Here is a 21,985-nt window from a genome sequence, read left to right on the forward strand (position 1 = left end):
GTGGTGAACCTCGCCGTGGCAGCGTTACTGCTGACGGTCCCACGGCGGACGGCGTCCTAGCCTGGCGCGGTCAGAAACGCCGGCGGGGCACCGGTGACCGGTTGAGTGTGCTCACGACCGGCATCGCGATCGCCGCCTTCCTCACACTGGCACGGGCCCAGGCTGACTGGAGTCGGTTGCCGGTGGCGATCTGGATCGGCGCGGTGGCCGCAGTGGCGGTCGGCGTCGCGGGTGGGATTCGACGCTGGCCGGATCTGCCCTGGCTCGCCGGGCCTTCGAACTGGCGCCTCGCCAGAACAGTTATGGCCTTGCGGTTTCGGCTGGAGTCCTTGCCCTGAGCGTGGGCTGAGCCGTTTTCAGTTCGACATGCCCCGCTCAGATAGCGGCGGCGGTATGTACCGTCTGACTACGTACGTACCACCCCTATACGCGGTACGGCGAAACATACACTGGGCTCTAAGCAAAACGGGGCGCAATCGAGATGAGGACCATGAACGCAGCCGGGCGCATCGTCGTGACGAGTCTCGTCGCGCTGGCCTTCTGGATATCAGGAGCGGGGATCTCGGCCGCTCACCCGATGTCGTCAGGTTCTGTGACCCTGACCGCGGCCGCAGCGGACACCAAGACCTCCGTTCTCACCGCAGGGGCCGCGGGCCTGGCGCTCGGAGGGGTCATTGCGTTCTGGCAATCGAGGAAGCAGCGGCAAAAGAACACCGTGTTCGACGAGGTACCGCCCGCCGATCCTCCAAAACCAGGCGACGAGAGCGCGCCACGGTGAGACCCTTGCACTGACGACCACTCGCAGAAGCCGACGCGGTCCCCTGTCCTCGAAAAGCTCTGGCCAATAGGTGATCTGGTGGATCGGATCAGATCGGGCCCCGCTTCTTGGACACCACCGCCGACGACGTTACTGGTCTGTGCATCCGAGCCACCCAGTAGTCTCGGGTGATGCAGCTACCCGTCATGCCGCCGGTGTCGCCGATGTTGTCCAAGTCGGTGGCCGCGATACCTGTGGATCCCGGTGCACTGTCGTACGAACCGAAATGGGACGGCTTCCGGTCGATCTGCTTCCGCGACGGCGACGAGGTCGAATTGGGCAGCCGCAACGAACGCCCCATGACACGGTACTTCCCTGAACTGGTGGCGGCCATCAAAGCAGAGCTGCCGACTCGGTGTGTGATCGACGGCGAGATCGTCATCGCCACCGACACCGGGCTGGATTTCGAAGCGCTGCAACAACGCATCCACCCCGCCGATTCGCGGGTGCGGAAACTGGCCGAGCAGACTCCCGCGTCCTTCATCGTGTTCGATCTGCTGGCGCTCGGCGACGACGACTACACCGGCAGGCCCTTCGCTCAACGCCGCGACGCGCTGATCTCTGCCCTGCAAGGGGCCGGGCAGTCGGTCCACCTCACGCCTGCCACCACTGATCCGGACACCGCCGGTCGATGGTTCGCGGAATTCGAGGGCGCCGGTCTCGACGGTGTGATCGCCAAGCCGCAGACCATCACCTACCAGCCGGACAAGCGGGTTATGTTCAAGGTCAAGCACCAGCGGACCGCGGACTGTGTGGTCGCCGGCTACCGGCTCCACAAATCCGGTCCCGACGCGATCGGCTCGCTGCTGCTGGGGCTCTACAGCGACGACGGCACGCTGGCTTCGGTCGGAGTGATCGGCGCCTTCCCCATGGCGAAACGACACAGCCTCTTCAGCGAATTACAGCACCTGGTCACCTCTTTCGACGACCACCCGTGGAACTGGGCCGCGCATCTGGACGGCGAGCGGACGCCGCGCAAGAACGAAGGTTCGCGCTGGAGCGTCGGAAAGGACCTGTCGTTCGTTCCGCTGCGCCCCGAACTGGTGGTCGAGGTCCGCTATGACCACATGGAGGGGTCGCGGTTCCGGCACACCGCTCAGTTCAACCGCTGGCGCCCCGACCGCGATCCGCGGTCCTGCACTTACGCACAGCTAGAACAGCCGACGGCGTTCCGTCTCGCCGATATCGTCGCCGGCCTCGGCTAAATCCGGCCGACGCGCTGTAACCCCTCGACGGTATCGGCTACCGTCTCGTCCGGATCACGTTGAAAGACACCGAGGTCCCGCTCGCTGGGGGTGTCATCGGATTCCGGCATCTGGGTGTAATACTGCATCGCCGCGGAGTTGATCGGGGTCTCGAACGGCAACTGGTCGCCGATCACGTCGAACAAGGATCCGAGCGCACGCAGCGCGACATCCGGAACCGGAACCACCACCAGACGGCGGTCGGCGGCAGCGCCGATCGACGACGCGATTCGGCTTACCGTCACCCGTTGCCCGCCGGCCATGTAACGGCGCGGCCCCTTACCCGGCTCCAGCAGAGCGGTATGGATTGCGCCGAGGTCCCGCACGTCGACGACAATCCAGGCGGCGCTACGGCCGGGGACACCGTGCATCTTCACGGCGGCTTCCACCCCTTCGGCTGCCTCGCCGAACTGATCGCCGGCCGGTGGTCCCAGCACCATGCCGGGGTAGGTGATGTTGACGGGCGCACCAGCATCCTGCAGACCCCGCGCGTACGCCTCCACCACGGCCTTGGACTTGCCGTAGCCGTCGGAGCCACCGACCACGGGCAGATCGGCATGCAGCACCTCCAAGCCGGGGCGGAACAGCGCCGAGAAGCTCGACACATGGATGATCGGATCCAACTTCGCTGCAACGGCCCCACCCAGCACGTTGCGAGCGCCTTCGAGGTTGGTATGCAGCATCTCGTCGGCGCGCGATGGATCTGTGGAAACCATTGCGGCACAATGGATGACGGCGTCACAGCCGGCCAGTGCCGCGGCGGTCGCCTCCGAGTCCGCGATATCGCCGACGACGTGGTCGCTGATATCGACGCCGATCTGCTCCGCACTGGTGCCCAGGCGGGCCGGGCTGCGTACCAGGAACCTGACCTGGTGGCCCGCATCCTGCGCGGCCTTGGCCGTCCATGCCCCGACGAAACCGGTGCCGCCGGTGACCAGAACCTTCATGGGGCCCAAGGTAGTGCATCACTGGGCCGGTCCGGTCGGACATTTGAAAACTGCCACCCCCACGCACCCAGCTCGATCCCCCACTCGCCCCACGGCGCGGACACCCGGCCCGCCGCAGGCCCGTCACTGAGGTTCACCACGACCGACCAGCGCCGCTCCCCTTCCCAGCACCAGGCCAGCAGCGGTGGCACAGCGTCGCACAACGTCCACTGTCCGCTTCGAAACGAACTGTCGTGCAACATCATCAGCAACGATCGATAGAACGAGGCCAGGTCGTCGTCGATCTCCTCACGAGGACCGCGACCCAGAAAGACCGGCACGTGAATTTTGCGGCCCTCCAGCTGTCCGTGATGGACCAGTCGGGCTCCCGTCTGCGTCAGCGTCGCCACGGCGACGGCCCGTTGCCGGGCCGGATCAGCGATGGCAGCCAGGCGTGGCTCGTCGTGGTTCTCCGCGAACCGCACCAGCCGTTCCTGATAGGCCGGATCGGACGACAGGTGTGCCCGGACCCCCGCGGCGTCGCCGTCCATTAGGCGGTCGTAGAGCTTCTTGTCGTAGCAGAAGTCGAAACCCTGCTCCTGCAAGGCATGTTCGGTGTCCCAGTAGGCCTCGGCGATGAAGCCGAACCCCGGGTGAGTAGCCCGAACGGCGCCGATGATCGTTGGCCAGTACTCCTGATCGGGAGCGGCGCCGACGCGATCGCCCCAGGTGCGGGCGAAGACCTCGTTGATGGTGAGCATGGCCATATCGCAGCGGACGCCATCGCATTGGCCGGCAATGTCGCACAGGGTCTGCGCCATCGCATCGCGCAGCGTGGCCGAGAAGGCGTTGAGCTGCACAACATCTGCCCATGCCGGGAAGTAGGGATCCTTGCCCTTGGCCGGCACCGCACCGTCCATCACGAAGTACTCGGGGTGCGTGGCTGTCCATGGGTGGTCGGGGGCGACGTGATTGGGCACGAAGTCGAGGAGCAGGGCGAGCCCCCGGGCGGCCAGCTCCGACCGTGCCACGGCCAGACCATCGCGACCACCGAGGTGGGCATCGACGACGTAGTCGCGGATGCAGTAGGCGGATCCGACGACGTCGTCGGGACTCCAGTCCGGCAACACCGCCTGGAAGGTCTCGACCAGATCGGGGTCTTGCAGGGCGATGGCTGCACCGCCCGGACTGCGCTCCCACACCCCCATCAGCCACACCGCGTCGAACCCGGCGTCGGCGATGGTGTCCCAATACTGTTCGGGCACGGACGACAGGTCAACGGATGTACCCGCAGTGGCGCGCAGGTCCGCCAGCCAGGGCCAGGTATTGATCTCGTAGATCAGCGGGTGGCGAGCCGAGGCCCATCGACTTGGCGTGCGCATGCATTAGATTCTCCGACGTGACCCGCACCGCCGGCGCGGGCAGGTTCGCTCCCAGCCCGTCGGCCGATCTGCACATCGGCAATCTGCGCACCGCCGTGCTGGCCTGGCTGTTCGCCCGCTCGACCGGCCGGCGCTTTCTGCTGCGAGTCGAGGACCTCGACGACCGGTCATCCAGCGATACCGCCACCCGACAGCTCGCCGACCTGACCGCGATTGGCCTGGCGTGGGACGAGCCGCCGGAGTTTCAGCATCAGCACGTCCACCGCTACGAGTCCGTGGTCGACGAGCTGAGCAGCCGGGGCCTGACCTACGAATGTTATTGCAGCAGAAAAGATATCCTGCAGGCACCACGGGCACCGCATGCGCCGGAGGGCGCCTACCCGAGGACCTGCCGCGACCTCACCGATACCGCGAGGGACCAGCGGCGTGCGGGGGGTAGACCACCCGCCCTGCGACTGCGGTCCGACACCCACGAGTACTCCGTGATCGATCTGCTGCACGGTGAGTACACCGGCGTGGTCGACGATTTCGTCCTGCGGCGCGGCGACGGGGTGGCCGCCTACAACCTGGCCGTCGTCGTCGACGACGCGGCACAAGGCATCGACCAGGTGGTGCGCGGCGACGATCTGCTGTCCTCCTCGCCGCGACAGGCATACCTGGGGACGCTGCTGGGCTACCCGACGCCCGTGTATGCGCATGTGCCCCTGGTGCTCAACACTGCGGGCAAGCGGCTGGCGAAACGCGATGGCGCAGTATCACTTTCCGATATCGGACGGGCTACTGCGATGGCCGAGATCGCGGCGTCGCTCGGGTTCACCGCGACGAACCCCGGCGGCATGCTCGACGAATTCGACCCGGCGCGGCTGCCTCGCCTGCCCTGGATCTACGAGCCGGTCAGACAGTGACATCCAGCGATGACAGCCCTCGCAAGGTGACATTCGGTTTGTAGACAGGTTCACTGCCGAGGCGGGCCTGCGGGAAGCGGGCGGTCAGCGCCGTGAACGCGATCCTGGCTTCAAGGCGGGCCAGCGGAGCACCCAGGCAGAAGTGCGCCCCGTGCCCGAACCCGAGGTGGCGGAGGTTGGCCCGCTCTGGGTCGAAGACGTCCGCCTCGGCATATATCGCCGGATCCCGTTGCGCCGCAGCAAGAAGCAACATCATGTTGTCCCCCTTGGGCACGGTGGTACCGCCGATGGTCAACTCTTCGGCAGCGACCCGGCCGGCCAACTGCACCGGCGGGTCATAACGCAGGGTCTCCTCGACGATGGCCGCCGCACGCTGCGGGTCCGCCGCCAGCGCCGTCCAGTGCCGGCGGTTCTGCAGCATCGCCAGAATGCCGTTCGCGATCAGGTTGACCGTGGTCTCGTGCCCGGCGATCAGCAGCAGATTACAGGTCGCGACTATCTCCTCCTCGGTGAGCTGGTCGCCGTCCTCCTCGGCGGCGATCAAGCCCGAGATCAGATCGTCCCGCGGATCGCTGCGTCGCCGGTCGATGAGGCCGCGCAGGTACTCACGCAGCCACTTTCCCGCCTTCAGCCGTTCCTCGAAGCCGGCAGGCAGCTCACCGGTGAAGGTGACAAACGGATCCAACGACTGGGCCAGCAGCGCGGACGCCCGACCGAACTCGGGTTCGTCCTCGATCGGTACCCCGAGCAGCCGGCAGATCACCGCAACCGGCAGCGGGTACGCCAGGTCGGTGATCACATCGAACCGGCCGGCCGCCGCGATGTCATCGAGCATCGCCTCCACCAGCGTGGCGACCTCACCTTCGAGAGCCTTGATCACCCTGGGCGCGAACGCTTTCTGGGCCAGCTTGCGCAACCGGGTGTGGTCCGGCGGGTCGAGAAACAGAAAGCCCGGCTGGCCGAAGGGGCGAGCAGGTTCGCCTGCCGCGATCGCTCGCTGGGCGACAGTGGACTTCAACCGGTCGCTGGCCGAGGACGGATGCCGGAACACCTCGTCACAGTCGGCGTAGCGGGAGAAGACCACCAGGTTCCCGTCGGGGAACACCAGCGGCCCGCGGGCGCGGATATCGTCGTACAGCGGGTACGGGTTGGCGCGATTGGCTGGATCCAGCAGCCGCAACAGCAGCCCCTGCGGTTCGGCGAGGCCAGAAGCAGTCACCCTGTCGATTGTGCACGCATGACGCAGTGCGCAGGCTCACCTGCCGATCAGCTGCGGGATCTCCGAGGCAGCGGCGGGCCTCCCGAAGTAGTAGCCCTGCCCGATATCGCAACCGTGCTCACGCAACCACACGGCGGTCTCGGCGCCCTCAACGCCCTCAGCCACCACGCTGATGTCCAGGTCACGGGCGAGGTCGATTACCGCACGGACCACCGCCGCGGCCCGCGCATCCCTGGTTACCGATTTGATGAAGTGCCGGTCCAGTTTGACCTCGTCGATGGGCAGATCGCGGAGATAGGACAGCGCCGAATAGCCACTGCCGAAGTCGTCGATCGCGACACGAATGCCATGGCGGCGCAGCCGGTGTAGTACAGCGGTCACCCGGCTGACCTCGTCGAGGGCCAGGTCTTCGGTCACCTCGAGAGTCAACATCTCCGGCGCAAGACCATGTTCGTCCAGCGCGTCGCGCAGTGCGTCGGGTAGGCGCTCATCGCGTAACAACGGCGCGAACAGATTGACCGCAACTCGCGGGTGCAGCCCCGACGAGGCCCAACGCGCCGCGTCGTCGAAGACTCTCTCCAACACCAGCTCGGTCACCGGCCGCATCAGGCCGTGCTGGCGCACCAGCGCCATGAAGCTATCCGGCCGCAGCTCGCCCAACTGCGGGTGCGGCCATCGCAGCAGCGCCTCCAGCCCGACGATTCGGTTGGTGCTCAACTCCAACTTCGGCTGGTAAACCACGTCAAGGCCGCGTTCGTCGACGGCGCGGCGCAACTCGCCCAGTAGGCGAACCTGCGCGACACCGTCGGACAGCTGCCTGTCGGCGCTGTCCACCTGATAGGCCACATCGGGTTCTAACAAAGTCATTTCCGAGCTGAACGTGTGCAACCCCGTCAACCGTGAGCGCTTCGCGGCGTACATCGCGATGTCGGCGCGGTTGACCAAGGTCTCCGGCGCCAGCTCGGGCTCGGCTGACGAAGCGACCGCCATGCCGACGCTCGGGCGCATCAGCATGCTCTCCCCGTCGATGACGAACGGCTCTGCGAACGCCGCGACGATGCGCTCGGCAACCATGTGGGCGTGGTCGGCCGGGCCTTCCAAGAGCAGGATGAACTCGTCGCCGCCCAGCCGTGCGACGGTGTCACCCGTCCGCACGCATGCGCTGATGCGCTTGCCGACGAGAACCAGAACGGTGTCCGCGGTCGGGTGCCCCAGGCTGTCGTTGACAAGTTTGAAATCGTCGAGATCAAGCGAGACAACCGTCACCGACCTATCGTCGTGGCGGTCCAGCATCATCGCGTGCGCCAGCCGGTCGAAGAACAGGGTGCGATTGGCCAGGCCGGTCAACGGATCCCGCAGCGCCTGTTCCGCCGCCGCGGCCAGCAATCGCCGATTTTCCCTGGCTGTGAGCACTTGTCGTAGACAGACCGCGACAACGACTAGTGGGACCAGAACTCGCTCCAGCCCCGACATGATCAGCGCTGGCCCAACAGTGCCCGCCAACAGCAGCGGCACATATGGCAGCCACAGCGACGAATCCAACGGAAGCGCCGCAGCAGGCCGTGGAGGGGGTGCGGGCCGCCGGCTCAGTATTGCTGCACCGGCGAAAGCGATCAGCGCCGCCGCAAAACCGATATCGGCCATGGAGCCGATCTGGTAGCCGGCCTCAGCTACGTGAAGGGCGTAGGCGTTGTGGGTGACGGTCAGCAACCCGAGCGCGGCGACAAGCAACCACAACACCCGTCGATCGCGGACATCTGCGCGGACGAGCGCCAGAAGGGCGATGGTCAGGGCAACCAGGTCCCCGATCTGGAAGAGCATCGTCACGACAACTGCTGTGTTCAGCCCCACGAAACTGTCGTAAACCCGGTGCAGTGCCGTCACCCACAAGAGCAACGACAAGCAGAGCACCGTCGTGGTGGCATCGAGCGCAAAACGCAGCCGTCGCTGCCCTGTCCGTTTGGCCGGAAACAGCGCCATTGCCAGCACAGTCGACGCGCTGAATGCGAGATAGAGGTAATCCACCGGCCGCGGAAATCGCTCGGGTTCGGACAGTCGGACTTGACCAATCCGGATCACGTCGGCAACGGCCCAGGCTGCCAGGCCGAAAGCCAAGATCCCCCACGCTGTGCGTCGGAGCCCGAGAGCAGATCGAGCCGCGGCCAGCGCACAGATCAGCGCGAACACAGCCAATGCCAGCAGAGTGAGGTTCTTGGCCATACCTCACATGACCTCGCCGCCCCATTCGGAGAAAAGCGGGAAAGCTACGGCGGCGCCGAGGCGCATCGCCAGTGCTCCAGCAAGATCGACAGCGCGCAATCGTCCGCAATTTCGCATGGCGCGCCCCGATCCCCGCGCCTGAAATTCTCGCGGCAAGTAGCGAGATTGGACCAGAAAATACCGCCGCCAGTCTAAGCGCTCCCCGTGTCCTGGCGCGGATTTACGAGCACAGGTATTACGGGCGAAAAGTTCCTCCGGCCCCGTCAGGCGGGACGCTGCGAATAATAGCGGCCGAGCACGTGATCGCGCAGTTCGTCGAAATCGCCGCTACCGATCGACGCCCGGATCCGGTCGACGAGCCGGATGATGAACCGCTCGTTATGAATCGTGCACAACGTGGCGGACAGGATCTCCTTGGCCTTGAACAAGTGATGCAAGTAGGCGCGGGTGTAGTGCGCGCAGGTGTAGCAGTCGCATTCGGCGTCGATCGGCGTGAAGTCCCGTTTGTACCGGGCGCCGGTGATGTTGAACCGGCCGTCGTTCGAATACACCGCGGCGTTGCGGGCCACCCGCGACGGCGAGACACAGTCGAAGGTGTCCGCACCGGCGGCAACCGCGTTGAACAAATCGTCGGGCTCGCTGATCCCGAGTAGGTGCCGCGGCTTGTCATCGGGAAGCTCGTCGGTGACCCAGCCGACGATCGTGGCCAGGTTCTGCTTTTCCAGCGCGCCGCCGATCCCGTAGCCGTCGAATCCCCGCCCGTCCTCGTCGCGGATGCCGACCAGCCCACGGGTCGCCTCACGTCGCAGGTCCTCGTACTGCGCGCCCTGCACAACACCGAACAGCGCCTGATACGGCTTGCCGGCCCGTGCCAGCGTCAGTCTGCGGTGTTCGGTCACGCAGCGCACCGCCCAGTCATGCGTACGACGCACCGACTGCTCCTGGTAGCTGCGGGTGTTGACCAGGGTGGTGAGTTCGTCGAAGGCGAAGATGATGTCGGCGCCGAGCTGATGCTGAATCCCCATCGACACCTCGGGGGTGAATCGGTGCGTCGATCCGTCCAGGTGCGATGTGAAGGTGACCCCGTCGTCGTCGACGCGGGCCAGCCGGTCCTTGCCCTTGGCGATGATGTCGTCGGCCTGGACCCGCTCGGTGTCCATCGCCAGCACCTTGCGGAACCCCGACCCCAAGGACAGCACCTGGAAACCACCGCTGTCGGTGAACGTCGGTCCCGACCAGTTCATGAACGTCCCGAGTCCACCCGCCTCGTCGACGACATCGGGACCCGGCTGCAGATAGAGGTGATAGGCGTTGGCCAGCACTGCCTGTGCTCCGAGTTCTTTCATCGTCTCGGGCAGGACGGCCTTGACCGTGGCCTTGGTACCGACCGCGACAAAGGCCGGCGTGTGGATATCGCCGTGCGGCGTATGGATCACGCCGGTCCGGCCACGCCGCCCCGGCAGATCGTCGCGCACCGTGAAGAAGTTGCCCACAACGGTCATTCAACCGGACCTCGTACAGATTTCCGGCACGGGGCCCGGCCCGCGGCCGCTACATTCGTGCGGTGGAGAAGTCAGTGTGGTTCACCGGGGCTGTGCTGATCGTCGGTATCGCCGCAGGCTGCTCATCGCCGCCGCAACAGCAGAGGCAACCCGGAGCGTTGGTGCCCGGCACCGCCGAGGTGACCATCAACGACCAGAAGCTGGGTAGCTTCCAGTCGGTGGACTGCACGCCGGCCGGCCACACCATGACGATCACCGCCGGCAATACCAACTCCGGCACCACGGTGGTGGTCTCGAACGGCGACAAACAGACCGTCACGGCCGTCACCATCACCGACCTGGGCGGCTTCACCGGCAGCTACACCCAGGGGTTGGCCGGTGACGCCGCAGTGAGCATGACCGGGGCGACCTATTCGATCACCGGCACCGCCGACGGTTTCAACACCGACAACCCCAGCTTCCGTAGCAACAGCACCTTCGCCATCAAGGTGGCTTGTTAGGCCGGACCGGCGTACCTGATGATTCCGCCATTCGCCGGACCTCCTCCCGAGGGCGATCCATACTGCAAGGCAGGTCCGCCGACGCCGACGGATCACAACATCAAAGGAGGACCGTTGTGAAGCGTGCTCTGATAGTCGCCGTCGGTAGTGCGGCGGTTGTGGTCGGGGGCTTGGCCGGCTGTTCCAGCAATAAATCCGCCTCGGAGAACGCCAGCTCGGCGACCGAGACCGCAAAGACCGCGGCGAGTTCCGCGACGAGCGCCGTGACGTCCGCGACGGACGCCGCCAAGGGCAACCCGCCGCCCGGAGCGGCCACTCTCAGCATCGACGGCGCCGCCCAGAATGTGGACGGCACCGTGGTGTGCACCAACCTCGGTGGCAACATCCAGATCGCCATCGGCAACACGACGGGTGGCCTCGGCGCACAGCTCTCCGATGCTGATCCGCCGGAGGTCAAGCAGGTCGGTCTCGGCAACGTCGGTGGCGTCGTGCTCGGTTACACCCCCGGCGTCCCTGGCGGCGAAGCGTCGGCCACCAAGGACGGCAACACCTACAAGATCACCGGCAAGGCGACCGGCATGGACACCGCCAACCCCACGGCGATGGTCACCAAGTCTTTCGACATCGCGATCACCTGCCCGTAAGCGCGCCGCTCAGGACATCGAGAAGAGGCAACTGGCCCTTCAACAGCTTCGCCCTGGCGACCGCCAGCGGAACCCACGCCACCCTGTCCACCTCAGGGAACTCCCGCACGCGGCCGGATCCCTTGGGCCATTCCAGCTCGAAGGTGTTACTGCGAGCGTCGGTGATATCGAGGTCGGCGTGTACCGCGAACGCGGTGACCACCTTGCCACCGGCCTGGCGCACCTCGCCGAGGTCGATCCGCGGTCCGGCGGGAGCCGGCAGGCCTAGCTCTTCGGCGAACTCGCGTTGTGCGGCGTGCCAAGGTTCTTCGCCGACGTCGTACTCCCCCTTGGGAATCGACCACACACCGTCGTCTTTACGAGCCCAGAACGGTCCACCGGGATGGGCGATCAGGACCTCGACGGTATTGTCGTTGATCCGGTAAAGGAGCAGTCCCGCACTGAGTTTCGGCATCCACCGAGACTAGGCGCCGACCGCGCGCTCGAGATCCTTGAGGGCGGTCTCGATATGCCCCAGTAGGCGCTGCAGATGCGGCACGCTGCGCCGGCAGCCGACCAGCCCGAAGTCGAGGTTGTCGCCGTTGTTGGCCAGGGTGATGTTCAGGGCCTGGCCATCCAGCACGATCGACAGGGGGTAGTTGCCGTCCAGGCGGGCGCCGTTCCAGTACATGGACTGTTGCGGCCCAGGCACATTCGAGATGACGATGTTGAACGGCGGACGGGTGGAGCCGACAAAACCCGGAACGCCGGACAGCCCCAGCGGCGCGATGTTCAAGGCGGACATCGCCAGCGCCTCCAACCGAGGCAGGGACGAGAACACCTCCTTGTTGCCGTGCATCGAGTTGCTGATGACTTCCAGTCGTTTTGCCGGGTCCTCGGCGTCGGTGCCCAGGTTGCACAGGATCGCACCGACCATGTTCCCGCCGGCGTCGGCCTCCGAATCCGACCGGAGGCTGACCGGCACCATCGCAATCAGCGGTGCGTCCGGCAGTTCGTTCCGTTCGACGAGGTAGGACCGCAGCGCCCCGGCGCACATCCCGAGCACGACGTCGTTGATGGTGACCCCGGCCGCCTCTTTGACCTTCCTGACCCGCTCCAGCGGCCAGGACTGCGCGGCCACTCGTCGGGCACCACCGATCTTCACGTTGAACATCGTCTTGGGGGCATTGAACGGAAGGGTCAGCTGTTGCTCCACCAGGGCAGCCTTCGCCAAGGACCAGGTCGAAGGGGCCAGACCGGCCACCGTGCCCGCCGCGCCGGTCAACGTCTGCAGGAGCGACTGTTCCTTTTTCTCGCGCTTCAAGGGCTTCAAGGGCTTCAAAGTCCATGGCACCCGGATCTCGTGATCGTCCGGGTCCTCCGAGAGGGTGCGCTGGGTGAGCTTGAGAGCAGAGATACCGTCGATCAGGCAGTGGTGGATTTTGATATAGACCGCGAACCGGCCGTCGGACAGTCCTTCGATCACATGGGCCTCCCACAGCGGCCGATGCCTGTCGAGGAGCGTGCCGTGCATCCGCGACGTGAGCTCCAGCAGATCGCGGACCCGTCCCGGTGACGGCAGGGCCGAGCGTCGGAGGTGGTAGTCCACATCGATGTCGTTGTCGAACGCCCAGCCGAGGTTGGCGATGCCGCCGAAGAGCGTTGCCGGATGTTTGCGGAAGGTCGGTTGGAAGTCGGTCTGGGTGACCATGCCGTCGTAGAGCTCGCGGATGAACTCACGCCCCGCGCCCTCCGGCGGTGTGAACAGTTGCAGCGCGCCGACGTGCATCGGGTGTTCGCGCGATTCCCCGAGCAGAAAAACCGAATCCGTGGGCGACATGAACTGCATGAGGTCGTGAGTACCCACGGTTACGCACCGGCACGCGCAGAACCGGCCTGACTCTCAGCCGAGCGTCAGAACTCCGTTGGCGTCCGTAACCGGAACGGAGGCCAGCGGTGCGGTTGCGGGCCCCTTGAGCACTTGCCCTGTCGCAGCACTGAATTGACTGCCGTGTGACGGACACACCAACGTCGTGCTCCCGGGTTGCGCGGCCACCGTGGTGCCACGATGGGTACACGTCGCGGAGAAAGCGACGAACTGCCCGGCGGTGGGCTGTGCGACGGCCACCGGTTTGGCGCCGGCCACGATGACGGCCGAGCCGACCGGCACTTCGGTCGCGTCGATCTGGTGACCGCCGGTGGCCGTCGAGCTGCCTTCGACCGGAGCGGACTTGGGCGCCTCCGACGCGCAGCCCGCAAGGAAACACGGCAACGCCACTGCCGCCGGCACAGCCGCGATGACTGCTCGCCGATTGGCGCTGATTTCACCCAGAGTCGACATATCTCCGAGGGTACGCACAAGAGCAGCCAGCCGCGGATTACCGGGGATTTCGGCGAGCTGATTGTTTGCCACCCGATAAGCCCGGGTATTTGAGCGTGCGACAGCGCATCAGTAGTTGATGGTGCCGATATACGGAAAGGTGAGCCATGGAGTCGCAGACCTTCCGCACCACCGTTTCTGACCGACCTCACCGTACGCATGCTGCACACCGCAAGGACAGCGGCCGGGCCAAGCGACTGGCTCTGTTCACAGTGCTGCCTGCCTGCGCTTCCGCAGCGGCAGTGTGGGCGTTACTCGACATAGCGGCGCCGTCCCCACCCACAACAGCCCCCGCACTCGGTGACGGCGCCGTGCAACTGGTGGGTCAGGTTGTCGCGGTGTCACCTGAGTCGATCACCACCAGAAGCACCGACGGCACCACCACCACGTTCAAGATCACCCCGGCCACCGCCCGGTTCAGCAGCGATGGCATTCCGAATCACGTTGCGGGTAATCCCTTTTCGGTGAACGAGACCGTCACCGTCATGGGTGTCGTGAACGACGGCACGCCGGTCGCCACGTCACTCGCCGACCAGAACTCCGGCGACGGACCTCCGATGGACGCGGTCTGACCAGGCTGAGAACCTACTTGTAGGCGGTCGCCTTCACGGCGGGAACCGCCTTGGCGATGGCCAGGGTGGTCGCCGGCGTCGTCTCCGTGACGGTGACGCCCTCGGTCATCTGCCCTGCCACACTCGACGGGGCAGTGGAGACCGGCGCATCGTCGACAATGGCGGTAAACAGGCCCATCGCCACTAGAGCGCCCCCGCCGATCACGGCCGCGAGCAGCTTGGTCCGACTGTTTTTCGTGCGTGTCACCGATTGTCTCCCTATCCATCAGAGGCACGCCGCGCAGCACTGCGCAAACCAGAAAAGCCCCGCCTGAGTTCCCAACGAGCTCACAGCAAACCGTGTCCACCTTGGAGAAACCTGGGGCCTCTCGGCGATAGCGCTGTGAATCTCGGTGACCGACTACCGCCCCGCGATGACGGCGGGATCCGGGACCAGCGAGCGTTGCGCCCACTGAAACACTTGCCAGACAGCTTGATCGCCGAAATCGTCGTGCACCAGACGGGCCGCCTCCGCACTGACCGGACACGCGTGATGCGCCTTTACCTGTACCTCCGCACAGCGCTCCATCAGGAGGAAATATCCGGTCGCGACGTCGACGCTGGAGCCCACGGTCAGCAGGCCATGGTTGCGCAGGATCACCGCTCGGGCGCCCCCGATCGCGGTGGCGATGCGCTTGCCGCCGTCGGTGGACTTGATGTCGACTTCCTCGTCGTCGAAGATCTCGTGGTCCTCGAAGAAGATGCACGACTCCTGAGAGACGGGCTCGAGCTTGGTGACGGTCGCCGAGAACGGCGTCCCGTAGGGCGTATGAACGTGGGCCGCAGAAACGATTTCGGGCCGGGCCTCATGGACGGGAGCGTGGATCCAGTATGCGGCCGGGTTGATGTGGCCGCCGCCCTCGACGCTCCCATCCAGACCGACCAGCACGAGGTCGTCGGTGGTCATGTCACGAAACGGCACGCCATAGCGGCCGAGCCAGAAAGCGTCGGTGCGCTGCGGATCGCGCGCCGAGATATGCCCGTCGCCGAGAGTTCCCCAGCCCATCGCACCAAAAACGCGGTAGGCCAAGGCAAGTCGACGTTTACGGTGCGCACGCAGTTCCGCAGGATCGTCGATTTCCGGCTCGTATGCCGCCGGGTCGAGATAGTCGGGGTCGGTTACCAGGTCGGTCATCACCCCATCATCTCAGCGTCCTGCGCAGGCTGCACAGAACGCCCGCGTCTGCGTCTGCTACCTCAGGCCGCGCTACGGATTGGTGGTGTCGACGGCGCCACCCCGCCCAGAACCCGCTATGTGGACCGTGATCTTCGCGACCGGTTACGTCGACGATCACGGCAAAGGTGTGGTTACCGCGTGCGGCGGCCCGAATCAGTTGATCAGCTTGAGTATCTCGGTGCGGTAGCGGTCCTGATCGGCAGGCGCCATCGGCGGCGCGAACGATACGACCAGGGTCGTCACCTGGAACAAGCCCCGATCCTTGGCGTAGATCTCCGCCTTGCCGGTCGTCGGGAACGATTTGATACTGACGGTGTCGGTGACGACCGACTGATCACAACCGGCGGACGGACAGTCCTGCGCCGTCGCGTTCACCGGATTGGGGGCGGCGAAGCCGGCCTGGTTGAGCGCGTCGATCAGCCCTTTGGCCGTCAGCCCGCCCAGTTCACCCTGACGGTCGGGCAGCGCGCTGGCCGACACGGCGGACGCCGGCGCCAAGGGCGCCTCGGCCGCGGGAGTGTGTCCCCCGCACCCCGCTGTCAGCAGCGCTGCGGAGACGACGATCGCTGCGAAAAACCCGCTGGACGGCACGAGTAAGAACCTACGCCCCCGGCAGCGGCACCCCGGTGGGCCGTAGCCCGTCGATCAGCAGGGTGAGGTGACGGGAGCGGCTCCCGGTGCCGCAATCGGTGTGGTGCGCGATCGCCAGACCCATCACGACCACGGCCTTTAGATCAGCCGCCTGCAGATCTGCCCGCACCACGCCGGCATCCCGGGCTCGCACCAGGACGCGCTCGACTGCGGCCCGATAGCTGGCCATGGTGTCCATCCCCATCACCGCGTGTTCCCTGGCCAGAGAAACCAGGACCGGATGCGCGGCGAACGCGTCGACGGTGCGAGTGATGGTCGCGACGATGTCGGTCCACGGATCCGGCCCGTCTTCGACGATCGCGGTGGCGATCTCGGCGGCGAAGACATGTTCGGCGACGGCCTTCACCAGGTCCTCTCGGGTGCCGAAACGGCGGTACAGCGTGGCGATCCCGACACCGGCGCGCCGGGCGATGTCATCCAGCGAGACGCCGGGCCCGTCTTGCTCGAAGGCCGCGGAGGCGGCGGTCATGATCCGCAGGTGATTTCGTGCGGCATCAGCCCGCAGCGCCGGAGCGGTCACCACGTAACCGGCAGTGACTGCGCACCGTAGATCAGGTTGTAGGCGTGGAAGCGGATGTCGTGGACCTCTTCCGTGAGGGCGAGGTTCGGGAAACGGCGAAACAGTGCGGGGAACGCGATGCGCATCTCCATCCGGGCAAGGGGTGCACCGAGGCAGTGGTGGACGCCATGGCCGAACCCCAGGTGACCGGGCGCACCGCGACCGATGTCCAGAGCATCGGGGTGGTCGATGAAGCGCGGGTCTCGATTGGCCGCCGGCAGCGACAGGATGACGATCTGTCCCTCTGGAATGACGACACCGTCGATCTCGACATCGGTGGTGGTGACGCGGGCGATGGCGTTCTGCACCACCGACAGATAGCGCATCAGCTCTTCGACAGCCGGCCCGACCGCATCGGGGTCATCGCGGACGACCGCCAGCTGTTCCGGGCGTTGCAGCAGCGCAATAGTGCCGAGCCCCAACATGTTCGACGTGGTCTCGTGGCCGGCCAGCAGGAGCAGGCCGCCGATACCGACCAATTCGTCATCGGTGACCTCGGTGCCGCGTTCACGCACCAGCATGCCGAGCATGTCGTCGCCGGGGTCGCGCCGGGCCCGCTGTACCAACGACATCATGTGCTCGCGGGCGGCGTCGCCGAGCGCCATCCGCTCCTTGACCGGGATGCTGAAGTTCAGCTGCCGGGTGGCGCGATGCTGGAATTCCTCGCGATCCTCGTACGGCACCCCGAGCAACTCGCAGATCACCAGCGACGGGATCGGCAGCGCGAAGCGTGCGATCAGGTCCGCAGGTGCCCCGGCTTGTTCCATGGCATCCAGATGCTGATCGACTATCTCGACGATGCGGGGTTCGAGCCGTTGCATTCGGCGGACAGTGAATTCCGGGGTGAGCATGCGCCGAATCCGTTGGTGCTCAGGCGGATCGAGCGCCAATAGGTTGCCCGCGGTCAACTTGGCGTGCTCGTCGGCGTCGAAGTGGGGGCCTCCGGCCCAGCCAGGCGGCTTGTGGTTGGAGAACCGTTGCGGATCAGCCAATGCAGCCCTGACGTCCTCGTGGCGCGTCACCAGATAGGCAGGCATGCCCATCGCGGTCCGCAGTTTCCGGACCGGTGTCGAGTCGCGAATCTCGCCGAGCGCCGGGCTGGGATCGAGCACGTCCCGTCGCATGTACAGCGGGACCTCAGTTGCCTGCGTCATGACAACACACTACGGACGAAGCGATAGTCGCGCTACCAGTTAGCTGAGGCGGGATCGTGTGCCCGTCCGCTGCTCGGGATCGGCGTCCGGACGCGGCTCAGCTAGGGAATTCGGTCGCGCTGAGAGCCACCTCGAAGTTCTTCACCCCATGACGGGCGAGGCCCATGAGGACCAGGCCTGTTCCTTCCAGCCAGTGCGCCATGTTCAAGCCGCCCACATCCAGCGGGCGCAACCCGAGGCTCTCGATGAACTCCGACACATGTGCCTTAGCCTGCACATCGTCGCCGGCGAAGAAGACATCCAGTCTCCGATCCCCCTTGAGGACATGGCCGAAGACGGTGTTGAACGCCTTCACCGCGCGGGCGCCGGCCGGGGCCACCTTGGCGACTTCTTGCGCGATCGAGGTGTCAGCGGGGATGGCGAGCCCGTCGGCCGCAGCATTGAAGGGGTTGCTGATATCGACGATGACTTTGTCCGCCAACGCATTTCCGTACCGGATGACGACCGGAACGACATCGGCGTATCTCAGTGCCACGATGACGATCTCCCCGGCCGGGGTGGCGCCGAAGTCTCCCGCCGTGGCGCCATTGCCGAGCGCACTGGCCAGGGCTGCGGCCTTGGCCGTATCGCGACCTATGATTTCGACGGCGTTGCCGCCCCGGACGGCCAGGGCGCCGATGGTGGATTGGTAGCCGGGTTCGGCCCGAGATGGCCACGGCCCGTTCGAGATCGAGCGGCGCCCTTACTCCGTATGGGCGAGAAGATCCCAGGGCTGCATACCGAGGTGACCTGCGAGGTGCCTCTGCATCTGGACGCCGGACGGCAGCGGGCGCCACCAGATGGTCACCTCGGCGATCTTGCCGTCTGCGTCGAGCAGGATGTAGTCCATTCCATTGACCACGGTGTCTTCGATCTGCAGCCGAAAGTAGGCCGCGTGGTGCGTCTTGCCGCTGAGGATCTCGATGTAGGTGAGGTCAGCCGCCGCGCCGACCCCCTGCATGGCTTGCAGGACTGCCTCGCGACCGGTGACCGGCTCATCGCCGAGTGGGCCGTACAGCACCACGTCTTCGGCGAGGATTCCGGAAAGGGCGTCTGTGTCTGCGCCGCCGTGCATGCTGTCGACGAAGGCCTCCACAGTGTCACGGTGCGAGGCGAAGGTCGTCATGCCGTTGTCGCTCACTCAGATCACCGTGGTCCCGCCGTCGACAACCAGTTCCTGGCCATTGACATAGCTCGAATCGTCAGAGGCGAGGAACAACGCGGCCGACGCGATCTCCTCGGGACGGCCCATCTCTCGCCGCGGGATCACGGACTCGAACTGAGCCATCTGCTCCTCATTCATCACCTGCGCCAACATCGGCGAGCCGACCTGACCGGGGGTCAGCACGTTCACCCGGATCTTGCGGTCCCTCAACTCCGACACCCACACCCGTGCGTAGGCAGGCAGCACGGCCTTGCTTCCCGCGTACACACTCCAACTGGGGTAGCCCCGCAGTGATGCGTTGGACCCGGTCATGAAGATCGAGCCGCCATCGTTGAAAAGCGGCAGCGCCTTCTGGACCGTGAACAGCGTGCCGCGCGCGTTCAACATGAACGCGGCATCGAAGTCCTCCTCGGTGATCTCGCCGAGCAGGCCCTGCTTGCCTGTCCCGGCACTTGCCCACAACACGTCGATCGCGCCCTTGTCCTGTTTGACCGTGTCGAACAACCGATCCAGATCGCCGAGGTCGGCCGAATCGCCTTGCACGCCAGTCACATTCCGCCCGATCTGTTCGACGGCCTGATCCAGCGCGTCCTGCTCTCGGCCCGAGATGAAGACGTGAGCTCCCTCGTCGACAAACAACTTGGCACCGGCCAGCGCCATGCCACTTGTCGCGCCGGTGATCACCGCGACCTTGCCATCGAGCTTTCCCATGATCACTCCATTTCGTTGACGGTGCCGATGTTATGTACACCGATCAGAGTGCTTAACGTATCCGCCGACCAGGGGGAACGCAAGCTATGTACACCGATCAGTACCAAACCGGGCTACGCTGCATGCATGACGGAGGTGGAGAAGGGGCCGCGAGGCCTGCGTCGTGGCAGGGGTGCACGAGAGCGCATCCTCAGCGCTTCCCATCAGCTGTTCCGCGATCAAGGCATCAACCGCACCGGCCTGGACCAGCTCTGCGCGGTGGCCCAGGTGTCCAAGCGCACGTTTTACCAGCACTTCGCCGGCAAGGATGAGCTGATCGCCGAACACCTACGGCGATTCGATCCCGACCTTCTGCCCGAGGTGTTCGACCGCACCGACCTGACACCTCGCCAACGACTCCTCGCCGCCTTCGACATTCACGCGCCCCTGTGCCCGTTCATCGCGGCGGCCGTCGAAATCCACGACCCGGACCACCCGGCACGTGTGCGCGCTTGCGACTACAAGACGGCTTTCGCCGCGCGGCTCACCGAGACCGCGCGCGAGGCCGACGCCACCAACCCCGAACAGCTCGGCGAACAATTGGCACTGCTCCTGGATGGCGCTTCGGCCCGCAACCGAGTCCTCAACACCGACACCTTCGCCACTGCCGCAGCCATCGCAGTGGTCCTCATCGACAACGCCGTCTCCCGCGGCAGCGGTGCCGCTTGACGCACTGTGAAACTCGACGTCGGCCGGTAACCTAGCCCGCCATCGCAGCCAGGAACGCCGGCCAATCCGGAAACAGGGCGCGATCGACAAGTTCGATCCGGATACCGGCCGGGTCGGTGTAATAGGCGAACGTCGAGAGCGCCTGCCCGCTGGGACGGGCTTCCTGCGTGCATCCAGCCTGCTCCAATTGTGCTGCGGCCGAACCGATATCGTCCACCCAGTAACCCAGGTGATGGGCCGGCGCGGTCCAGACCGTCCCCGGAACCTCCTGCACCAATTCCAGGTGCGGCGCCTGCAGCGAGTACACGAATCGGTTCACCAGATCACATTCTCCTGCCGCGGTAACCACCGACAACGCGAACTCCACGGGCTTCGTCCACGCATAGCCGGCGATCGCGGTCAATCGCTGCGCTGCCGAATCGAGGTCGGGCACGACGATGCCGACGTGGTAGAAATCTGCGATCGCGAGCGCGGGTTCATCGGGCGACATGCCGGTAATGCTCTATACCACCAATGATAATGTCAATCGCCCCGATGGAGAATCACGTTATCGCCAGGAGTCCATGTGCCGACCATGACCTTTGAAGATCGCGTCGCCATTGTCACCGGGGCGGGCGGGGGACTCGGCCGGTGTCACGCCCTCGAACTGGCCCGCCGTGGCGCCCACGTCGTCGTCAATGACCTGGGTGCCGCCGTCGACGGCAGCGGGCAGTCCGCATCAGCCGCCCAGGCCGTGGTCGACGAGATCACCGCGGCGGGCGGCTCTGCCGTCGCCAACACCGACTCGGTATCGACATACGAAGGCGGACAGGCGATCGCCGCAGCGGCACTCGACGCGTTCGGGCGGATCGACGTACTGATCAACAACGCCGGGATCCTGCGCGACGCGGCGTTCAAGAACCTGACCACCGAACACGTCGACGCGGTTCTTCAGGTACACCTGCACGGCGCCTTCCATGTGACCCGGGCGGTGTGGCCGACCATGCGGGAGCAGAACTACGGCCGCATCATCATGACGACCTCGGGCTCGGGCCTATTCGGTCAGTTCGGCCAGGCGAACTACGGCGCCGCCAAAGCCGGGCTGGTCGGGTTGATGAACGTCCTTGCCATCGAAGGGGTTCGGAACAACATCAACGTCAACGCCGTCTCCCCGATCGCCCGCACCAGAATGACCGAGGACACCATGGCCGACGTCGTCAAGGACCTCGATCCAGAGAAGGTGACTCCCGTCGTGGTGTACCTCGCTCATCACGATTGCGACCGCACCGCCCACATCTACCGGGTCGGCGGCAGCAAGGTCTCGCGGGTGTTCCTCGCGGTGACCGCGGGCATCGACGACCCCGCGTTCACCCCGGAAGCGATGGCGGCGGCGATCGATCAGATCGACGACCCCACCGGATTCACCATTCGAGGTGGTCCGGCGTGATTCCACGGACCACTCAGATCAAATAGCGGTCGAGGGCGCAGTGCCCCGCGTACTACGCCACCAGGA

At 65.7% G+C, this 21,985-nt stretch carries 26 protein-coding genes; 9 read left to right on the forward strand and 17 right to left on the reverse strand.

Features of this window, described 5'->3' with window-relative positions; all coding sequences use genetic code 11:
* Nucleotides 1–101: 101 nt before the first annotated feature.
* The 3 genes from H7J73_RS08025 to H7J73_RS08035 all read left to right on the forward strand — a co-directional run bounded on the left by H7J73_RS08025 (nucleotide 102) and on the right by H7J73_RS08035 (nucleotide 2,022).
* On the forward strand, nucleotides 102–338 hold the full coding sequence (locus tag H7J73_RS08025; RefSeq protein WP_264066795.1) for a hypothetical protein: 237 nt from the start codon (nucleotides 102–104) through the stop codon (nucleotides 336–338).
* 152 nt (nucleotides 339–490) lie between these two features.
* On the forward strand, nucleotides 491–778 hold the full coding sequence (locus H7J73_RS08030) for a hypothetical protein (protein ID WP_264066796.1): 288 nt from the start codon (nucleotides 491–493) through the stop codon (nucleotides 776–778).
* 170 nt (nucleotides 779–948) lie between these two features.
* Nucleotides 949–2,022, forward strand: a complete 1,074-nt coding sequence (locus tag H7J73_RS08035) for an ATP-dependent DNA ligase (RefSeq protein ID WP_264066797.1) — start codon at nucleotides 949–951, stop codon at nucleotides 2,020–2,022.
* On the opposite strand, the gene H7J73_RS08040 is transcribed toward H7J73_RS08035, so the two are convergent.
* Both H7J73_RS08040 and H7J73_RS08045 read right to left on the reverse strand, forming a co-directional pair.
* Nucleotides 2,019–3,008 (reverse strand): NAD-dependent epimerase/dehydratase family protein, encoded by a 990-nt coding sequence (locus H7J73_RS08040; protein ID WP_264066798.1) that lies wholly within the window; start codon nucleotides 3,006–3,008, stop codon nucleotides 2,019–2,021. The genes H7J73_RS08035 and H7J73_RS08040 overlap by 4 nt on opposite strands.
* Nucleotides 3,005–4,369, reverse strand: a complete 1,365-nt coding sequence (locus tag H7J73_RS08045; RefSeq protein WP_264066799.1) for an alpha-amylase family protein — start codon at nucleotides 4,367–4,369, stop codon at nucleotides 3,005–3,007. Before H7J73_RS08045 ends, H7J73_RS08040 begins: the two co-directional genes overlap by 4 nt.
* A gap of 17 nt (nucleotides 4,370–4,386) precedes the next feature.
* On the opposite strand from H7J73_RS08045, the gene gluQRS reads away from it, so the two are divergent.
* Complete coding sequence (gene gluQRS / locus H7J73_RS08050) at nucleotides 4,387–5,274, forward strand: tRNA glutamyl-Q(34) synthetase GluQRS (protein ID WP_264066800.1); 888 nt, start codon at nucleotides 4,387–4,389, stop codon at nucleotides 5,272–5,274.
* Here gluQRS and H7J73_RS08055 read toward each other — a convergent pair.
* From H7J73_RS08055 to tgt, 3 genes are all read right to left on the reverse strand, one after another.
* Nucleotides 5,264–6,493 carry a cytochrome P450 gene (locus tag H7J73_RS08055; RefSeq protein WP_264066801.1) on the reverse strand — a complete coding sequence of 410 codons (1,230 nt, stop codon included), beginning with the start codon at nucleotides 6,491–6,493 and terminating at the stop codon, nucleotides 5,264–5,266. The two genes, gluQRS and H7J73_RS08055, sit on opposite strands and share 11 nt — an antisense overlap.
* 36 nt (nucleotides 6,494–6,529) lie before the next feature.
* The gene (locus H7J73_RS08060; RefSeq protein ID WP_264066802.1) at nucleotides 6,530–8,713 is read right to left on the reverse strand and encodes a putative bifunctional diguanylate cyclase/phosphodiesterase; all 2,184 of its coding nucleotides are present in this window, start codon (nucleotides 8,711–8,713) and stop codon (nucleotides 6,530–6,532) included.
* Between the two features lie 263 nt (nucleotides 8,714–8,976).
* Nucleotides 8,977–10,215 (reverse strand): tRNA guanosine(34) transglycosylase Tgt, encoded by a 1,239-nt coding sequence (gene tgt / locus H7J73_RS08065; protein ID WP_264066803.1) that lies wholly within the window; start codon nucleotides 10,213–10,215, stop codon nucleotides 8,977–8,979.
* A gap of 62 nt (nucleotides 10,216–10,277) precedes the next feature.
* On the opposite strand from tgt, the gene H7J73_RS08070 reads away from it, so the two are divergent.
* Both H7J73_RS08070 and H7J73_RS08075 read left to right on the forward strand, forming a co-directional pair.
* Nucleotides 10,278–10,715: a lipoprotein LpqH gene (locus H7J73_RS08070; protein ID WP_264066804.1), complete on the forward strand. Its 438-nt coding sequence runs from the start codon at nucleotides 10,278–10,280 to the stop codon at nucleotides 10,713–10,715.
* 116 nt (nucleotides 10,716–10,831) lie between these two features.
* The gene (locus tag H7J73_RS08075; protein WP_264066805.1) at nucleotides 10,832–11,359 is read left to right on the forward strand and encodes a lipoprotein LpqH; all 528 of its coding nucleotides are present in this window, start codon (nucleotides 10,832–10,834) and stop codon (nucleotides 11,357–11,359) included.
* Here the strand turns inward: H7J73_RS08075 and H7J73_RS08080 are convergent.
* The 3 genes from H7J73_RS08080 to H7J73_RS08090 are packed head-to-tail and all read right to left on the reverse strand — an operon-like array spanning nucleotide 11,346 to nucleotide 13,679.
* Nucleotides 11,346–11,813 (reverse strand): NUDIX hydrolase, encoded by a 468-nt coding sequence (locus H7J73_RS08080; protein ID WP_264066806.1) that lies wholly within the window; start codon nucleotides 11,811–11,813, stop codon nucleotides 11,346–11,348. The genes H7J73_RS08075 and H7J73_RS08080 overlap by 14 nt on opposite strands.
* 9 nt (nucleotides 11,814–11,822) lie before the next feature.
* On the reverse strand, nucleotides 11,823–13,187 hold the full coding sequence (locus H7J73_RS08085; protein ID WP_264066807.1) for a WS/DGAT/MGAT family O-acyltransferase: 1,365 nt from the start codon (nucleotides 13,185–13,187) through the stop codon (nucleotides 11,823–11,825).
* 54 nt (nucleotides 13,188–13,241) lie between these two features.
* Complete coding sequence (locus H7J73_RS08090; protein WP_264066808.1) at nucleotides 13,242–13,679, reverse strand: QcrA and Rieske domain-containing protein; 438 nt, start codon at nucleotides 13,677–13,679, stop codon at nucleotides 13,242–13,244.
* 146 nt (nucleotides 13,680–13,825) lie between these two features.
* Between H7J73_RS08090 and H7J73_RS08095 the strand changes: the two genes are divergently transcribed.
* On the forward strand, nucleotides 13,826–14,290 hold the full coding sequence (locus tag H7J73_RS08095) for a hypothetical protein (protein WP_264066809.1): 465 nt from the start codon (nucleotides 13,826–13,828) through the stop codon (nucleotides 14,288–14,290).
* Between the two features lie 13 nt (nucleotides 14,291–14,303).
* Here the strand turns inward: H7J73_RS08095 and H7J73_RS08100 are convergent, their stop codons facing one another.
* The 8 genes from H7J73_RS08100 to H7J73_RS08135 all read right to left on the reverse strand — a co-directional run bounded on the left by H7J73_RS08100 (nucleotide 14,304) and on the right by H7J73_RS08135 (nucleotide 19,785).
* Nucleotides 14,304–14,537: a hypothetical protein gene (locus H7J73_RS08100; RefSeq protein ID WP_264066810.1), complete on the reverse strand. Its 234-nt coding sequence runs from the start codon at nucleotides 14,535–14,537 to the stop codon at nucleotides 14,304–14,306.
* A 153-nt stretch (nucleotides 14,538–14,690) separates the two neighbouring features.
* Nucleotides 14,691–15,464 (reverse strand): class II aldolase/adducin family protein, encoded by a 774-nt coding sequence (locus H7J73_RS08105; protein WP_264066811.1) that lies wholly within the window; start codon nucleotides 15,462–15,464, stop codon nucleotides 14,691–14,693.
* A gap of 195 nt (nucleotides 15,465–15,659) precedes the next feature.
* Nucleotides 15,660–16,097, reverse strand: a complete 438-nt coding sequence (locus H7J73_RS08110; protein ID WP_264066812.1) for a hypothetical protein — start codon at nucleotides 16,095–16,097, stop codon at nucleotides 15,660–15,662.
* A 10-nt stretch (nucleotides 16,098–16,107) separates the two neighbouring features.
* Complete coding sequence (locus tag H7J73_RS08115; protein ID WP_264066813.1) at nucleotides 16,108–16,677, reverse strand: TetR/AcrR family transcriptional regulator; 570 nt, start codon at nucleotides 16,675–16,677, stop codon at nucleotides 16,108–16,110.
* Nucleotides 16,674–17,870, reverse strand: coding sequence for a cytochrome P450 (locus tag H7J73_RS08120; RefSeq protein WP_264066814.1), 1,197 nt, complete (start codon nucleotides 17,868–17,870; stop codon nucleotides 16,674–16,676). Before H7J73_RS08120 ends, H7J73_RS08115 begins: the two co-directional genes overlap by 4 nt.
* A gap of 97 nt (nucleotides 17,871–17,967) precedes the next feature.
* Nucleotides 17,968–18,549, reverse strand: coding sequence for an NADPH-dependent F420 reductase (locus H7J73_RS08125; RefSeq protein ID WP_308207401.1), 582 nt, complete (start codon nucleotides 18,547–18,549; stop codon nucleotides 17,968–17,970).
* 63 nt (nucleotides 18,550–18,612) lie between these two features.
* Nucleotides 18,613–19,050: a nuclear transport factor 2 family protein gene (locus tag H7J73_RS08130; protein ID WP_264066815.1), complete on the reverse strand. Its 438-nt coding sequence runs from the start codon at nucleotides 19,048–19,050 to the stop codon at nucleotides 18,613–18,615.
* Nucleotides 19,051–19,785 carry an SDR family NAD(P)-dependent oxidoreductase gene (locus H7J73_RS08135; RefSeq protein WP_264066816.1) on the reverse strand — a complete coding sequence of 245 codons (735 nt, stop codon included), beginning with the start codon at nucleotides 19,783–19,785 and terminating at the stop codon, nucleotides 19,051–19,053.
* Between the two features lie 126 nt (nucleotides 19,786–19,911).
* Between H7J73_RS08135 and H7J73_RS08140 the strand changes: the two genes are divergently transcribed.
* A complete protein-coding gene (locus H7J73_RS08140; protein WP_264066817.1) occupies nucleotides 19,912–20,493 on the forward strand; it encodes a TetR/AcrR family transcriptional regulator in 582 nt (193 codons plus the stop codon).
* A 31-nt stretch (nucleotides 20,494–20,524) separates the two neighbouring features.
* Here the strand turns inward: H7J73_RS08140 and H7J73_RS08145 are convergent, their stop codons facing one another.
* On the reverse strand, nucleotides 20,525–20,983 hold the full coding sequence (locus tag H7J73_RS08145; RefSeq protein ID WP_264066818.1) for a VOC family protein: 459 nt from the start codon (nucleotides 20,981–20,983) through the stop codon (nucleotides 20,525–20,527).
* An 84-nt stretch (nucleotides 20,984–21,067) separates the two neighbouring features.
* Here H7J73_RS08145 and H7J73_RS08150 point away from each other — a divergent pair, with 84 nt between their 5' ends.
* Nucleotides 21,068–21,919: an SDR family NAD(P)-dependent oxidoreductase gene (locus H7J73_RS08150; RefSeq protein WP_264066819.1), complete on the forward strand. Its 852-nt coding sequence runs from the start codon at nucleotides 21,068–21,070 to the stop codon at nucleotides 21,917–21,919.
* Nucleotides 21,920–21,985: the final 66 nt, after the last annotated feature.

This window comes from Mycolicibacterium komossense, from assembly GCF_025822605.1.
Lineage (GTDB): Bacteria > Actinomycetota > Actinomycetes > Mycobacteriales > Mycobacteriaceae > Mycobacterium > Mycobacterium komossense.

Coding starts and splice junctions, on each gene's coding strand:
- H7J73_RS08030 (WP_264066796.1), top strand. CDS start 491: ATGAACGCAGCCGGGCGCATCGTCGTGACGAGTCTCGTCGCGCTGGCC.
- H7J73_RS08035 (WP_264066797.1), top strand. CDS start 949: ATGCAGCTACCCGTCATGCCGCCGGTGTCGCCGATGTTGTCCAAGTCG.
- H7J73_RS08040 (WP_264066798.1), bottom strand. CDS start 3,008: ATGAAGGTTCTGGTCACCGGCGGCACCGGTTTCGTCGGGGCATGGACG.
- H7J73_RS08045 (WP_264066799.1), bottom strand. CDS start 4,369: ATGCGCACGCCAAGTCGATGGGCCTCGGCTCGCCACCCGCTGATCTAC.
- H7J73_RS08060 (WP_264066802.1), bottom strand. CDS start 8,713: ATGGCCAAGAACCTCACTCTGCTGGCATTGGCTGTGTTCGCGCTGATC.
- tgt (WP_264066803.1), bottom strand. CDS start 10,215: ATGACCGTTGTGGGCAACTTCTTCACGGTGCGCGACGATCTGCCGGGG.
- H7J73_RS08080 (WP_264066806.1), bottom strand. CDS start 11,813: ATGCCGAAACTCAGTGCGGGACTGCTCCTTTACCGGATCAACGACAAT.
- H7J73_RS08085 (WP_264066807.1), bottom strand. CDS start 13,187: ATGCAGTTCATGTCGCCCACGGATTCGGTTTTTCTGCTCGGGGAATCG.
- H7J73_RS08090 (WP_264066808.1), bottom strand. CDS start 13,679: ATGTCGACTCTGGGTGAAATCAGCGCCAATCGGCGAGCAGTCATCGCG.
- H7J73_RS08095 (WP_264066809.1), top strand. CDS start 13,826: ATGGAGTCGCAGACCTTCCGCACCACCGTTTCTGACCGACCTCACCGT.
- H7J73_RS08105 (WP_264066811.1), bottom strand. CDS start 15,464: ATGACCGACCTGGTAACCGACCCCGACTATCTCGACCCGGCGGCATAC.
- H7J73_RS08120 (WP_264066814.1), bottom strand. CDS start 17,870: ATGACGCAGGCAACTGAGGTCCCGCTGTACATGCGACGGGACGTGCTC.
- H7J73_RS08135 (WP_264066816.1), bottom strand. CDS start 19,785: ATGGGAAAGCTCGATGGCAAGGTCGCGGTGATCACCGGCGCGACAAGT.
- H7J73_RS08140 (WP_264066817.1), top strand. CDS start 19,912: ATGACGGAGGTGGAGAAGGGGCCGCGAGGCCTGCGTCGTGGCAGGGGT.
- H7J73_RS08145 (WP_264066818.1), bottom strand. CDS start 20,983: ATGTCGCCCGATGAACCCGCGCTCGCGATCGCAGATTTCTACCACGTC.
- H7J73_RS08150 (WP_264066819.1), top strand. CDS start 21,068: ATGACCTTTGAAGATCGCGTCGCCATTGTCACCGGGGCGGGCGGGGGA.